The following is a 13,743-nucleotide window of genomic DNA, read 5'->3' as shown; positions in this document are numbered from 1 at the left end:
CCGGACCGTCAGGCCGCCGGATCGCGACACCCGCCCGCCACCCCGCTCAAGGACACCGGCCCCTCCGCCCCGGCCCGGCCCTCGCCGCCCCGGGCCGCCCCCGCCGGCCACCGCGGGCGCGGGCGGCGGCCGCGGGCCGCTCCGGCGCCCGCCACCTCCGTACGGAAGGAGCGCACCGTGCACCACTCCCCGTCCCGCCGCACCCTGCTCACCGCCACCGCCGCAGCGGCGGCGCTCGCCGCCACCGGCGCCGGCGAGGTCCTCGCCGCCGGGCCGCCGCATCCGCCGGGACACTCCCCGGGCCACCACCCCGTCGACCGGCGGAGACTCCGCCGCCTCATCGCCGGGATGAGCCTGCGCGAGAAGGTCGGCCAGCTGTTCGTCATGCGGGTGTACGGGCATTCCGCCACCGACCCGGACCCGGCCGACGCCGCCGCCAACCGCAAGGAGATCGGGGTCTCCACCGCGGCCGAACTGGTCTCCGAGTACCACGTCGGCGGCATCATCTACTTCGCCTGGGCGCACAACGTCCGCGATCCGCACCAGATCGCCGACCTGTCGAACGGCATCCAGCGCGCCGGCCTCGCCCAGCCCACCCCCGTCCCCCTGCTCATCTCCACCGATCAGGAACACGGCCTCGTGGCCCGTGTGGGCGCGCCCGCCACCCTGCTGCCGGGTGCGATGGCGCTCGGCGCGGACGGTTCCCGTGAGGACGCTCGCAGGGCCGCGTTCATCTCCGGTTCGGAACTGGCCGCCATGGGCGTCCGCCAGGACTACGCGCCGGTCGCCGACGTCAACGTCAACCCGGCCAACCCGGTCATCGGCGTGCGGTCGTTCGGTGCCGATCCGGATGCCGTCGCCCGCCTGGTCGCGGCCCAGGTGAAGGGTTATCAGAGCGCCTGCGTCGCGGCCACCGCCAAGCACTTCCCGGGCCACGGCGACACCCACACCGACAGCCACACCGGCCTCCCGGTCATCACCCACAGCGAGGAGGAGTGGCAGCGGCTCGACGCGCCGCCGTTCCGCGCCGCCATCGCCGCGGGCGTCGACTCGATCATGACGGCGCATCTGGTCGTCCCCGCCCTCGACCCGGCCGGGGACCCGGCGACCCTCTCCCGGCCGATCCTCACCGGCATCCTGCGGGAACGCCTCGGCTACGAGGGCGTCGTGGTGACCGACGCCCTCGACATGGCGGGCGTGCGGCAGAAGTACGGCGACGAGCGGGTGCCCGTCCTCGCCCTCAAGGCCGGCGTCGACCAGCTCCTGAACCCGCCGGACTTCCGGCTCGCCTACAACGCCGTGCTGGCGGCCGTGGAGAGCGGCGAGATCAGCGAGGAGCGCGTCGACACCTCGCTGCTGCGCATCCTGGAGCTCAAGCAGCGCCGCGGCCTCTTCGACGAGCCGTACGTGACCCACGAGGGCGTCGACCGCACCGTCGGCGTCCCGCCGCACCTGCGGGCGGCCCAGCGGATCGCCGACCGCACCACCACGCTGGTCCTCAACCGGCGGACCGGCGGCCACCGCACGCTGCCCCTGAAGCCCCGCAGGCACCAGGACCTGCTGGTGGTGGGCGCCGACCCGGCCGCCCCCTCCGGAACCGGCGGCCCGCCCACGACCGTCCTCGCCCGGACCCTCACCGAACTGGGCTTCACCGCCACAGCGCTCTCCACCGGCGTCACCCCGACCCCCGAGCTGATCGAGCGGGCCGCGGCCGCCGCGTCCGGCCGGGACGCGGTGGTGGTGGCCACCTACAACGTGACCGCCACGTCCCCGCAGCGCACCCTGGTCTCCCGGCTCGTCGCGACCGGAGTCCCCGTCGTCCAGCTGGCCATCCGCAACCCGTACGACATCGCCCGGCTCGACGGCGTCGCGGCCTCGCTGGCGAGCTACTCCTGGACGGACGGGGAGATGCGCGCCGCCGCCCGGGTGATCGCGGGCCGGGTGGACCCGGTCGGCCGGCTGCCCGTTCCGGTCACCGACGCGGACGACCCGGAGCAGGTGCTGTACCCGATCGGCCACGGCCTGTCGTACTGACCGCTACGCCACCCGCGGCGCATCCCCGGACGGTACGCCGCAAAAGCCCCGCCCCCGCCGGGCGTGCGCCCGCCCCCGCGGGCCGCGTCCGGCGGACGGGGGATGATGAGCCCATGCGCGCGAGACGACAGAGCGGGACACCGGCGACGGCACGGACCACGCGAGGGGCGCGGCGTGCCGCCCTGAGCGTCCTGCTCGCCCTTCCGCTCACCCTGGCCGCCGCCTGCGGGCAGCCGGACACCTCCGGCACCGGCCGCATCGCCGGGCCCGACGGCAAGGCGGCGGCGAGCGCGTCCACGCCCAACGTCGTCTTCCTCGCCGAGAACGAGTGCAGCACCCGCGGCCGCCGGTCCTTCGACGAGGTGCCGTGCGGCAGCGAGCGGGCCGTGGCCAGGGTGCTGCTCCGCTTCCACGGCGGCACCGAGGACGGCCCGGTCTGCCCGGCCCGCACGGACTTCCTGCTGCACATCACCGAACACCCGGACGGCATCGGCGACAGCGGCGGCAGCGGCTCCGCGGCCCGGCGCGGCTACGCCTGCATGCGCAATCTGGAGCCGCCGCACCCCGGCGACCCCGGCGGCGGTGGCGGCCCGCGCACGATCGCCGGCGACTGCGTCCGGCTGACCCGGAAGAACGAGGTCCGGGAGACCTCCTGCGCCGAATCCGCCGTGCCCGCGCCGGAGTTCAAGGTGACCAAGGCGGTGGCGAAACGCTCCTCCTGCCCCCGGTCGACGGACCTGTACGTCCGGCTGGGCGGCGACAAGCCGACCGGCTGCGCCCGCCGCCTCTGAGTGCCGGGCGGGCGGGCGCCGTCGGCAACCCGGCGCCCGCCCGTGCCGTGCGGCCCTCCAAGCCGTGCCTGCGCCGTGCCTGCGCCGTGCCTACGGCCGCAGGGCGTTGCGCGGCTCGACGGGTTTCCGGTCGAGCTTCGCGTCCCGCTCGGCCAGCGGTTCGGCCTTCGAGGCGTCACGGCGGACGGCGGCGGGCGCCACGCCCGCCCACTCCAGGACCTCGGCGGTGGCCTTGTCCCGTTCCTCCGGCGTCAGTCCGGCGATGTTCGCCCCGTGGTTGGCGCCGGGCGCGGTGAAGACGTACGCGTCGCGCGAGCCCTTGCCGGGGCGGAACCGTTCCGCGCCCCACGGGTCGTTCTCGCCGTAGACGAACAGCATCCGCTCGCCGCGGTGGCGCACCCAGCGGTCGATGTCGTCCATCACCCGGCCGCGCCAGCGCATCGGGATGTCCCGGGGGACGTAGCTGCGCGGCTGGTAGATGCCCGGGTGGCGGAGCAGGCCGTCCAGGTGCGGGGTGCGGAAGGAGGGCCAGCCCAGCTCCGTCCCGGCCTGGTAGAAGTACGGCGCGTAGCCGGCGAGGACCTGGTCGGTGTAGAAGGAGAAGCCGGAGACCTCGTCGACGAAGGTGTAGAGGGTGTCCGTGGAGGCCGTGGGCGCGGGCACCTCGGCGCAGTCCGCCTCCGTCCGGTACTGCCAGAAGGCCCACACCAGGTCCATGACGACGTTCTCGTACGCCTTGTCGGCGCTGCCCACGGTGGTGAAGGTGGCCCCGTTCTCCCGGGCCCAGTCCTCATAGCGGCCGACGATCTCGTCGCGGCGGACGAGGGCCTCGCGCTGGACGGCGTTGAGCGCGGCCCGGCACTCCGGGGTGGAGACCTGTTCGAAGAACCGGTCGTAGGCGGAGTCCTCGCGGTTGCGGACGTCGTTGGGTGCGACGTAGGCGATGGTGCCGTCCATGTCGTGCGGGTGGAAGCGGCGGTAGTAGGTGGCGGTCATGCCGCCCTTGCTGCCGCCGGTGGAGAGCCAGTTGGCGCGGTAGATCCGCTGGAGGGCCCGGAAGAGGCGGTGCTGGTCGTCGGCGCCCTGCCGGATGTCCAGCTTGGACCAGTCGGCCGGGTCCGGACGGGAGGGGGTGAAGTAGCGGTACTCCAGGGAGACCTGGTTGCCGTCCACGATGCGGGTGGGCTCGCTGCGGCCGGGCTGGGTGGAGACGTGGTAGCCGGAGGTGTGGAAGACCACCGGGCGGTCGGTGCCCTTGTGCAGCAGGGTGAGCCGCTGCTGGAAGGTGCCGAGGTACGGGCGGCGGTGGTCGACGGGCTGGGTGTACTCCAGGACGAAGAAGCGGTAGCCGTCGACCGGCTTCTCCTCCACCAGACGCATGCCGCGGATGGCCAGGATCCGGTCCTTGATGTCACCACTGTCCGGCCTGTCCGCACGGTCCGCACGGTCCGAGCGGTCCGCGCCGCGCGCACTGTTCGCCGTGCTGCCGGTGCCCGGGCCGGCGGGCTCCGCGGCCGTGTTCGCGGCGGCCGGTGCCGTTCCGGCACACAGAGTGCCCAGGAACACCGCCAGTGCCGGCAGCCACGTCAACGCCTTGCGCATCCGCCCTCCCCTGAGTTCGCGTGAATCTGCGAACCTAGCGGGGAGCATGACGGTCCGCCAGACCGCCGTGCGGGTACGGCCCGAACGGGCACCGGGCCGGGGTGCGCGGCGGCCGCCCGGCCCGGGACGGCTTCGGCACCGGTGCCACCGGCGCCGCCGGCGGTGTCAGTTGGCGTTCTCCGTGGCCTCGGCCTCCCGCTGGAGCGCCTGCAGCACGCTCCCCGGATTGCCGCCCTGCTCCACCGTGGTGCCGATCTGCCGGCGCAGGTCGCGGACCGTGGGGGCCCAGGAGACCTTGTCGACCGGGTAGAGCTGGGCGGTGCGCAGCTGGTCCAGGAACTCCCAGACGTTCTGGTGCGCCTCGTCGGAGCGCATCTCGTCGAAGGCGGAGTTGGTCACCGGCAGCAGGTCGTACTGTTCGGCGAACTTGAGGACGTTCTTCTTGTCGTAGACGAAGTTGAGGAAGGCGCTGATCTCCTTGCGGTGCCCGTTCTGCTTGAACGCCGTCATCCAGTCGGCGACCCCGGTGGTGGCCGTGGACGGCTTCTCCCGGCCGGGCAGCGGTGCCATGCCGAAGTCGATGCCGCCCTCCTGGGCGCGTTCCATCAGCGTCGGGTGACCGTTGAGCATGGCGACCTCGCCGCGGATGAAGGCGTCGTAGACGTCCTTGCGGTTGGTCTTGCCCGGGGAGGGGTTGGTGAGCCCTTTGGCGACCATCTCGTCGCGCAGCCATTCGAAGGCCCGGATGTTCTCGGGGGCGTCGAAGGTGTAGCTGCCGATGTTGTCGGTGTAGCCGCCGCCGGCGCTGAGCATCCAGTTGAGGGTCTCGGCCTGCGCCTCCTCCGGGCCCAGCGGCAGCCCGTACGGGATCTCTACGCCGGACTGCTGGAGCGCGGTGGCGTCGGCCTGGAGCTCGTCCCACGTCTTCGGCGGGCTGTCGATGCCGGCCTGCTTCAGCAGCTTCTTGTTGTAGAAGAACACCCGGGTGCTGGCGGTGAACGGCAGACCGTACTGCTTGCGGTTGGCGGTGCCCGCCACGGAGACCGCGCGGATGAAGTCGGCCTGGGCGGGGATCGACAGGAGTTCGTCGGCGCTGTAGAGCTTGTCCTCGGCCGCGTAGTCGGCGTAGGTGGCGATCTGGGCCATGTCCGGCGCCTTGCCGGCCTTCACCAGATCGGCGACCTTGCGGTCGACCTCGCCGCGGTCGTAGACGTCGACGTCGACGGCTATGTCCGGGTGCTCGAACTGGAATTCGCCGATGAGCTGGTCCCAGTATCTCTTCGAGCTGGTGCCGGATCTGTCGCCGTATTCGGTGACGATCAGCTTGAGCTGGGTGTCACCGCTCTCCGCGGTAGCGCTGTCGCCGCACGCCGAGAGGGTCAGGACCAGACCGGCCGAGAGACCGGCCGCCATCGGACCGAGGAAACGCCGCTGCACTGCACTACCGCCTTCTGCTTCACGATGCGAAACCGCCGCACCGATCAAAACCGGACACGGCGCGACTTATGAGTTTCCATCGCGGAGCGTCCCCGGTCTACGCCACGGTGCGTATCGCTTAGGTATCGAAGCGGAACCGCCGGGTGTCACACCCCGGCGGTTTCCGGTTCTCCGGCGAAGGTGCGCCACAGCCGGGCGTAGTGTCCGTCCGCGGCGAGCAGCTCGGCGTGGGTGCCGTCCTCGACGACCCGGCCGTGGTCCATGACGACGACCCGGTCGGCGCGGGCGGCGGTGGTCAGGCGGTGCGCGACCACCAGGGTCGTCCGGCGGCCGGCCAGCCGGTCCGTCGCCTGGTTGACCAGGGCTTCCGTCGCCAGGTCCAGCGCGGCCGTCGCCTCGTCGAGCAGCAGGACGTCCGGGTCGACGAGCTCGGCGCGGGCCAGCGCGATCAGCTGCCGCTGGCCGGCGGAGAGGTTGCGGCCGCGTTCGGAGACCTCGTGCAGATAGCCGCCGTCGAGCGAGGCGACCATCTCGTGCGCGCCGACGGCCCGTGCGGCGGCCTCCACTTCGGCGTCCGTGGCCTCCGGGCGCCCGTAGGCGATGGCGTCCCGCACGGTGCCCGGGAAGAGGTACGACTCCTGCGGCACGACACCCAGCCGGTGGCGGTATCCGGCCAGATCCAGCTCCCGCAGATCGGTGCCGTCGATGAGCACGGCGCCCTCGGTGGGGTCGTAGAAGCGGGCGACGAGCTTGACGAGCGTGGACTTGCCCGCGCCGGTCTCGCCGACGAACGCCACGGTCTGCCCGGCCGGGATCCGCAGATCCACCCCGGACAGCGCCTCCTCCGGGACACCGTCCCCCGCGGCGGCCCCGTAGCGGAACCGGACGCCGTCGAAGACGATCTCCCCGCGCAGCTTCCGCACCTCGCGCGGGTGTTCGGCCGGGGCCGTGGAGGTCGGCTCGCGCAGCAATTCCTGGATGCGGCGGAGCGAGACCGTCGCCTGCTGGTAGCCGTCGAACACCTGCGAGAGCTGCTGCACCGGCGCGAAGAACAGATCGATGTAGAGCAGATACGCGACGAGCGCGCCCGCCGTCAGCGTCCCCTCGCCGACCCGGCCCGCGCCGACGACCAGCACGGCCGCCGCGGCGACGGACGCCAGCAGCTGCACGAAGGGGAAGTAGACGGAGATCAGCCACTGTCCGCGCACCCGCGCCTGCCGGTAGCCGTCGCTGCGCCGGGTGAAGCGCTCGACGCCGTCCGGCTCGCGCCGGAACGCCTGGACGATGCGGAGCCCGGCGACGCTCTCCTGGAGGTCGCCGTTGACGACGCTGACGCGCTCGCGCGCCAGTTCGTACGCCTTGACGCTCTGGCGCCGGAAGAAGAACGTGCCGGCGATCAGGACCGGCAGGGTGCTGAAGACCACCAGCGCCAGCTCCACGTCGATGACGACCAGGACGACGAGGATGCCGGAGAAGGTCAGCAGCGAGACCAGCGCGGTGACGAGCCCGGTCTGCAGGAAGGTCGACAGCGCGTCGACATCGGTCGTGATCCGGGTCATGATCCGGCCGGTCAGCTCGCGCTCGTAGTAGTCCAGACCGAGCCGCTGGAGCTGCGCGAAGATCTTCACGCGGAGGCTGTAGAGGATGCGCTCACCGGTGCGGCCCGTCATCCGCGTCTCGCCGATCTGCGCTGCCCACTGGGCGAGGACGACCAGCAGCGCCAGCCCGGAGGCCACCCACACCGCGCCGAGCGCCAGCTGCTGCACGCCCTCGTCGATGCCGTGCCGGATGAGGACGGGGAGCAGCAGCCCGGCGCCCGCGTCGACGGCCACCATCAGGATGGCCAGCAGCAGAGGCCTGCCGAAGCCGTGCAGCAGCCGCCGCAGTCCGTAGTCCCGTTCGGGCCGGCCGGCCTGCTCCTCGTCGATGCCGGGGATGTCGGTGGCGGGCGGCAGCGCGGCCACCTTGGCCAGCAGGTCCGGGGTGGCGGGCATCCCGGCCATCGCCCCGGCGATACCGGGTCCGGCCGCCGCGCCGGCCGCGGACGGGCGGGCGGCGGAGGCGGCGGAGGCCGCGACGGAGCTCGTGGCCCCCTGCGACTCCCCGGCGCGGCGCCACAGTTCGGGGGTGACGCGCTCGGCGACCCGGCGGCGGGAGCTGACGGGCTCGGCCCCCATCTCGGCCTCGGCGTCGAGTTCGGCCTCGAAGTCCTCGAAGTGGTTGGAGTGCCCGGAGTCCTCGGAGTGCTCCGAGCCGTCGCGCTCCCGGGCCCGTTCGCGCCCCGCCTCCCGTTCGCGGTCCGCGAGCCGGGCCACCGGGTCGCGCTCGACGCCGCCCAGCTCGTCCGGGTCGGTCAGCAGCCGGCGGTAGAGCGCGGAGCGCCGTTCCAGCTCCTCATGCGTCCCGATGTCGGACAGCCGGCCCCCGTCGAGGACGGCGATGCGGTCGGCGAGGGCCAGGGTGGAGCGCCGGTGGGCGATCAGCAGGGTCGTCCGGCCGGCCATCACCCCGCGCAGCGCCGCGTGGATCTCGTGCTCCACGCGGGCGTCGACGGCCGAGGTGGCGTCGTCGAGGAGCAGCAGCCGGGGGTCGGTGAGGATGGCGCGGGCGAGGGCGACGCGCTGGCGCTGGCCGCCGGAGAGGGTGAGGCCCTGCTCGCCGACCGTGGTGTCGTAGCCATCGGGCAGGTCCTCGATGAAGCCCTCGGCCTGGGCGGCGCGGGCCGCGGCCCGTACCTGCTCGTCGGTGGCGGTGGGGTTGCCGTAGGCGATGTTGGCGCGGACGGTGTCGGAGAAGAGGAAGCTGTCCTCCGGTACGAGGCCGATGGCGGCCCGCAGCGAGTCGAACGTCAGATCGCGGACGTCGTGGCCGCCGACCCGGACGGCGCCCTCCGACACGTCGTAGAAGCGGGGCAGCAGCAGGGAGACGGTGGACTTGCCGCTGCCGGAGGCCCCGACGACGGCCACGGTCTCGCCCTGCGCGATAGAGAGCGAGAAGTCCTTCAGGACGGGGCGCTCGGGGTCGTAGCCGAAGGTCACCCGCTCGAACTCGACGGTCGCGGGCGCGTCGGCGGGCAGCTCCCGGGCGCCGGGGCGCTCGTCGATGGCCGGCTCGGTGTCGATCAGCTCCAGGACGCGCTCCACGCCGGCACGGGCCTGCTGGCCCACGGTGAGCACCATGGTCAGCATCCGGACGGGACCGACGAGCTGGGCGAGATAGGTGGAGAAGGCGACGAAGGTGCCCAGGGTGATCTGCCCGCGGGTGGCCATCCAGCCGCCGAGCGCCAGCATCGCCACCTGGGCGAGGGACGGCACCGCCTGCAGGGCGGGGGTGTAGCGGGAGTTGAGGCGGACGGTCCGCATCCGCCCCGCGAACAGCTTGCGGCTCACCTCGCGGAGCTTCCCGCTCTCCTGCTCCTCCTGGCCGAAGCCCTTGACGACGCGGACGCCGGTGACGGCGCCGTCCACGATCCCCGCGACGGCCGCCGCCTGCCCCTGGGCGTACCAGGTGGCGGGGAACAGCCGCTTGCGGCTGCGGTCGGCCAGGAACCACAGCGCGGGCGCCATCGCGACGGCGACCAGGGTGAGCAGCGGCGACAGCCACAGCATCACGGCGAGCGAGATGAAGAACAGCAGGATGTTGCCGATCGTCATCGGCAGCATGAACAGCAGGCCCTGGATGAGCTGGAGGTCGCTGGTGGCGCGGCCGACCACCTGGCCGGTGGAGAGCTCGCCCTGCCGCCGCCCGTCGAGCCGGACGAGGGAGCGGTACATGTCGGTGCGCAGGTCGTGCTGGACGTCGAGGGCGAGCCGTCCGCCGTAGTAGCGGCGGACGTAGGTGAACGCGTAGACGGCGAGGGCCGCGCCGATCAGGGCGCCGGCCCAGGGCGCCATCGGGCGGCTGTGCTCGACCACCACGTCGTCGATGATCAGCTTGGTGACCAGCGGGACGAGCGCCATGACGGCCATACCGCCGAGTGAGGAGCCCAGGGCGAGAAGGGTGTTGCGCCGGTACCGCCAGGCGTAGCCGGTCAGCCGCCGGGCCCAGCCCTGCGGCGGCCGCTGCGCCTTCTCCCGGGCCGGCTCGCCGGACGGGGCGTCGCCGCCGGGGCCGCCGGGGTCGCCGTGGCCGCCCGGGCCGCCGTGACCGCCGGAACCGCCGGCGCCGCCCGGGCCGCCGTGGCCGCTCGACCCACCGGCCTTCCCGGAGTCCCCGGGACCTCCCGGCTCTCCGGCCGCCCCGTGCCCGCCGCCCCCGGTCCCCGTCTCCGGGCCCGATCCGGGCCGATCAGCCGCCTCCGTCGCCGTGCCGCCCACCGATGACCTCCGTCGTCCCCGCTCGTGCGGTGTCGTGGCCATCCCACGGCACCACGATCGAGAACACCTCGGGCGGCCGTTTTTGTTTCGCCCGTGCGTACCCACTTTGGCCGGAGGTCCGCCCGGTCGCAGGTCCCGGTCCTCCGGGCGGAGCACTGCCGCGACCGGGGGCGGGGGCGGGCCCGCCGCCCGTGAGCGCGGTTCGCCGTCCACCTTGCGCGGTGCCGTGATTTAGCGCTCCGTACCGCCTCGGCCCGCCGGTCGGCGCTCACCGCCCCGGGATGCCGCGCGGAGCCGGGAGACACCGGGCACACACTGCGGGAGGGGCGGCGGGAATGAGGAGCTGAGCGCGGCGGTTCCCCTGGTCGCAAGGGCGGTACCGCTGGTTCCGGCACCCGGCTCGGACGGCGGCGGCCCGCCGTGGCGCACCGGCCGGACGCGAGCCCGGACGGGTACGCACCGAAGGAGACGCCGTGCCCGACCCGACCACGCGGCCCGCTGACGACGCCCGCGAGGCCGCGCCCCGCAACCGCGCCCTCCCCGCGGAACCCGTCCCCGCCCGGCTCCCGGAGCCCCGCCCGGCCCCCGACGACCGGGGCAGTCCACAGGGCTTGTACGACAACCAGCACCGCGCCCCGGGCTCGGACGGCCGGGACGGAGCGCACGACCCGGCCGACGCCGCCCACGTCTCATCAGCCCCCGACCACTCACCGCCCCCGGACGGCCGCCTCCCCCGCTGGCGTTCGGTCCTGGCGGTGGTCGCCCACCCCGACGACGAGTCCTTCGCTCTCGGCGCCCTGCTCGCCGCCTTCGCGGCGGACGGCGCCCGGGTCTCCGTCCTCTGCCTGACCCACGGCGAGGCGTCAACGCTGCACGGTGTCGCGGGAGACCTGGAGCGGTTGCGCGCCGGTGAACTCGCCGCAGCGGCGGCCGCCCTCGGCGCCGACGACGTGCGGCTGCTGGCTTACCCGGACGGCCGCCTCGCTGCCGCCGACCCCGCCGAACTCGCAGGCCGTGTCGAAGCCGTGGCCCAGGAGACCGGCCCGGACGGGCTCCTGGTCTTCGACCCCACCGGCGTCACCGGACACCCCGACCACGCCGCCGCCACGGCCGCCGCCCTCGGCGCGGCCGAGGGCCTCGGCCTGCCCGTCCTGGGCTGGACGGTCCCCGAGGCGGTGGCCGACCAACTCCGCCGGGAGCACGGCGCCGCGTTCGACGGCCACCCGCCCGAGGCTGTCGACCTCACCGTCACGGTGGACCGCGCCCGGCAGTTCAAGGCCGTCGCCTGCCACCGCAGCCAGGCCGTCCCCGGCAGCGTCCTCTGGCGCCGCCTGGAACTCCTCGGCGACCGCGAACACCTGCGCCTGCTCCGCCCGGGGGACGACTGACACCGACACACTGCCCCGCCCCTGCGTCCCAGACCTCCGGCGGCCAGGTGTTCACCCGATCGGGGACAGCGCCTCCGCGATCGCCCGCTGCACCGGATCGAGGGCCCTTTCGCCGGTCTCGATACCCCACAGGCAGGTCTGGAGGACGCGGCCCAGCGTCCAGCCCCGGGCGCGGACGCGGTCCAGGCCGAGGACTTCCGTCATCAGGTCGAAGCGGCGGCGTACGGCACGCGGAACGTCGCCGGCGGCCGTGATGTCGTCCCAGCGGTTGCGCAGGGCGGGCAGCAGTTCGAAACCCGGGTCACCCGCGAGGGGCTTGGGATCGATGGCCAGCCAGGGTTCGCGGCCGGATCCGGGGAGCGGGGCGAGGACGTTCTCGTAGTGCAGATCCCAGTGGAGCAGCCGGTCGCCGGGCTCACCCGCCAACTCCCGTACGGCGCCGCCGCAGGCGTCGAGCAGCCGCCGCTCGGCCGGGTCGGCCAGTGCGCGCCGGGCGGCGGGCAGCCCCCGGAGCATCCCGGCGGCGATGTCGCCCAGCCCCCGCATACCGGGCGGCGCGGCGCGCGCGGTGAGCCGGGCCAGCAGTTCGGCGAGGATGCGCAGGGCGGCCATGTCGTCGCTGATCCCGGCGAGGGTCCGGGCCGGATCGAGCCGCTCCAGCAGCATCGTCCCGGTTTCCGGATCGTTCCGGAGCAGCCGCACGGCGCCATCGCCGCCCCAGGCCCGGAGGGCGTCCGGCTCGCCCGCGGTCTCGTCGGTGACCGGCTGGAGCTTGAGCACCGCCGCCACGCCGTCCTCTCCCACCACGGGCACGACCAGCGCGGCAACCCCGTGCGCCACGGGCCCGTCCCGCCGCAGCCGCCACCGGCCGAGATACGCCTCCGCGAGCCCGGGCAGCGCAGCGACCCACGCCCGCCCGGCCTCGCCCTCGTAACGGGCGTGCGCGGCGGCCAGCGCCCCGGGCACCTCCACGGGCGCGGGATCGCCTTCGGTGGCCGTTCCCTCGGTCATCAGGCAGCTCCCGTGTCGCTTGCCGCCGAGTCGCCCGGCAAGCCGGGACTCACCTGCCCCGACGGCTCGGCTCGGCTCAGCCGCTTCAGTAGACGCTCAGACCGTACGCCGACAGCCCTTCGGCCACCGGCTGGTAGTAGGTGACCCCTCCCGAGCTGCAGTTCCCGCTGCCGCCGACGATGATGCCGACGGCCGTGCCGCCCGAGAAGGCCGGGCCGCCGGTGTCCCCGGGCTCGGAGCAGATGGTGGACCGGAACAGTCCGTAGACGGTTCCCCCGCCGTAGTTGACGGTGACGTTCACGGCCTGGAGGATCCCGCAGTGGTATCCGCTGGTCCGCCCGACGTGGCAGATCACCTGCCCGACGACGGGATTCGCCGCCCTGGTGATGTCGTGGGTACCGCCGCCGCCCAGCGAGACCTCGCCCGGGTAGGCGACGTCCGTGTTGGTGTACCGGATGCTCGCGTAGTCGTCGCCCGGGAAGCTCACTCCCGCGGTGACGCCGACCTGGACGGTCAGCGCGGAGTCGGCGTACCAGGTCTGCGCTCCCTGGGCGCACCGCCCGGAGACGAGGGCGTAGAACGTGGAGCCGAAGCGGGCGTTGAAGCCCACGGTGCAGCGGGTGCCCCCGGCGCCGTAGAGGGTGTCACCCCCGCGCACCGCGACGGCCGCCTGCTGCCCCGCTCGCTCCCCGGCATGGGCGGCCACCGATCCGGTGACGGCGGACCAGCCGAAGAGCAGCGTCAGCACGACGACGGCCCGGACGAGGGTTCGGAGCGGTCTCTGGGAACACAGGGAACTCACGGTGGGCTCCTTTGGCATGGGCCTGCCATTCTCCGCCCACCGGACGCGTACGGTCAGGCCGAAAGCCGCCAACCGCGTGGCCACCGGCCCAAGACCCACAGACCGAGCCCCGCCGCCCGGCTTCCCGATAGAGGCGTCAGCTCACCGCTCGCCAGAAGCGTTCAGCAGGTCGAACTCGCCCGCCTTGACACCCGCGACGAGTCCGGCCAGCGCCGCACGGCCGACCTCGAGGACGGTTCCGGGCACGTCGCTCTCCCGTATCAGCAGACCGCCGGGCACACCGGCGATCTCCAGGCAGTTCGGGCCCTCCGCTCCGGAGAATGAGGACTTCTGCCAGTGCACCGGTATCTCCATGGACCCGT

The 13,743-nt window shown here is 73.8% G+C and carries 9 protein-coding genes; 3 read left to right on the top strand and 6 right to left on the bottom strand.

Going from position 1 to position 13,743, the window contains the following annotated elements:
- Positions 1-177 precede the first annotated feature (177 nt).
- Both IF83_RS0102785 and IF83_RS0102780 read left to right on the top strand, forming a co-directional pair.
- Positions 178-2,034 (top strand): glycoside hydrolase family 3 protein, encoded by a 1,857-nt coding sequence (locus tag IF83_RS0102785; RefSeq protein WP_030542392.1) that lies wholly within the window; start codon positions 178-180, stop codon positions 2,032-2,034.
- 113 nt (positions 2,035-2,147) lie between these two features.
- Positions 2,148-2,825, top strand: coding sequence for a hypothetical protein (locus tag IF83_RS0102780; RefSeq protein WP_078843102.1), 678 nt, complete (start codon positions 2,148-2,150; stop codon positions 2,823-2,825).
- Between the two features lie 90 nt (positions 2,826-2,915).
- On the opposite strand, the gene IF83_RS0102775 is transcribed toward IF83_RS0102780, so the two are convergent.
- From IF83_RS0102775 to IF83_RS0102765, 3 genes are all read right to left on the bottom strand, one after another.
- Complete coding sequence (locus IF83_RS0102775; RefSeq protein ID WP_030542390.1) at positions 2,916-4,427, bottom strand: alpha/beta hydrolase family protein; 1,512 nt, start codon at positions 4,425-4,427, stop codon at positions 2,916-2,918.
- Between the two features lie 165 nt (positions 4,428-4,592).
- Positions 4,593-5,840: an ABC transporter substrate-binding protein gene (locus IF83_RS0102770; protein ID WP_051722418.1), complete on the bottom strand. Its 1,248-nt coding sequence runs from the start codon at positions 5,838-5,840 to the stop codon at positions 4,593-4,595.
- A gap of 170 nt (positions 5,841-6,010) precedes the next feature.
- Positions 6,011-10,222, bottom strand: coding sequence for an ABC transporter ATP-binding protein (locus IF83_RS0102765; RefSeq protein WP_244176788.1), 4,212 nt, complete (start codon positions 10,220-10,222; stop codon positions 6,011-6,013).
- Between the two features lie 431 nt (positions 10,223-10,653).
- Between IF83_RS0102765 and IF83_RS0102760 the strand changes: the two genes are divergently transcribed.
- Positions 10,654-11,568, top strand: a complete 915-nt coding sequence (locus IF83_RS0102760) for a PIG-L family deacetylase (protein WP_208605839.1) — start codon at positions 10,654-10,656, stop codon at positions 11,566-11,568.
- Positions 11,569-11,619: 51 nt separating this feature from the next.
- Here IF83_RS0102760 and IF83_RS0102755 read toward each other — a convergent pair whose 3' ends face one another.
- From IF83_RS0102755 to IF83_RS0102745, 3 genes are all read right to left on the bottom strand, one after another.
- Complete coding sequence (locus IF83_RS0102755) at positions 11,620-12,579, bottom strand: aminoglycoside phosphotransferase family protein (RefSeq protein WP_051722388.1); 960 nt, start codon at positions 12,577-12,579, stop codon at positions 11,620-11,622.
- Positions 12,580-12,664: 85 nt separating this feature from the next.
- Positions 12,665-13,381, bottom strand: a complete 717-nt coding sequence (locus tag IF83_RS0102750; RefSeq protein ID WP_030542385.1) for a S1 family peptidase — start codon at positions 13,379-13,381, stop codon at positions 12,665-12,667.
- A gap of 141 nt (positions 13,382-13,522) precedes the next feature.
- Positions 13,523-13,735 carry a DUF397 domain-containing protein gene (locus IF83_RS0102745; RefSeq protein ID WP_030542384.1) on the bottom strand — a complete coding sequence of 71 codons (213 nt, stop codon included), beginning with the start codon at positions 13,733-13,735 and terminating at the stop codon, positions 13,523-13,525.
- Positions 13,736-13,743 lie beyond the last annotated feature (8 nt).

This window comes from Streptomyces albus subsp. albus, from assembly GCF_000719865.1.
GTDB lineage: Bacteria > Actinomycetota > Actinomycetes > Streptomycetales > Streptomycetaceae > Streptomyces > Streptomyces albus_E.
Note: the sequence above shows the minus strand (reverse complement) of the source record. Positions and strands in the feature narration are given on the sequence as shown.

Bases quoted from the DNA above. Each gene is read 5' to 3' on its own strand.
- IF83_RS0102745 (WP_030542384.1), bottom strand. From the start codon at position 13,735: ATGGAGATACCGGTGCACTGGCAGAAGTCCTCATTCTCCGGAGCGGAG.
- IF83_RS0102780 (WP_078843102.1), top strand. From the start codon at position 2,148: ATGCGCGCGAGACGACAGAGCGGGACACCGGCGACGGCACGGACCACG.
- IF83_RS0102765 (WP_244176788.1), bottom strand. From the start codon at position 10,222: ATGGCCACGACACCGCACGAGCGGGGACGACGGAGGTCATCGGTGGGC.
- IF83_RS0102770 (WP_051722418.1), bottom strand. From the start codon at position 5,840: ATGGCGGCCGGTCTCTCGGCCGGTCTGGTCCTGACCCTCTCGGCGTGC.
- IF83_RS0102755 (WP_051722388.1), bottom strand. From the start codon at position 12,579: ATGACCGAGGGAACGGCCACCGAAGGCGATCCCGCGCCCGTGGAGGTG.
- IF83_RS0102775 (WP_030542390.1), bottom strand. From the start codon at position 4,427: ATGCGCAAGGCGTTGACGTGGCTGCCGGCACTGGCGGTGTTCCTGGGC.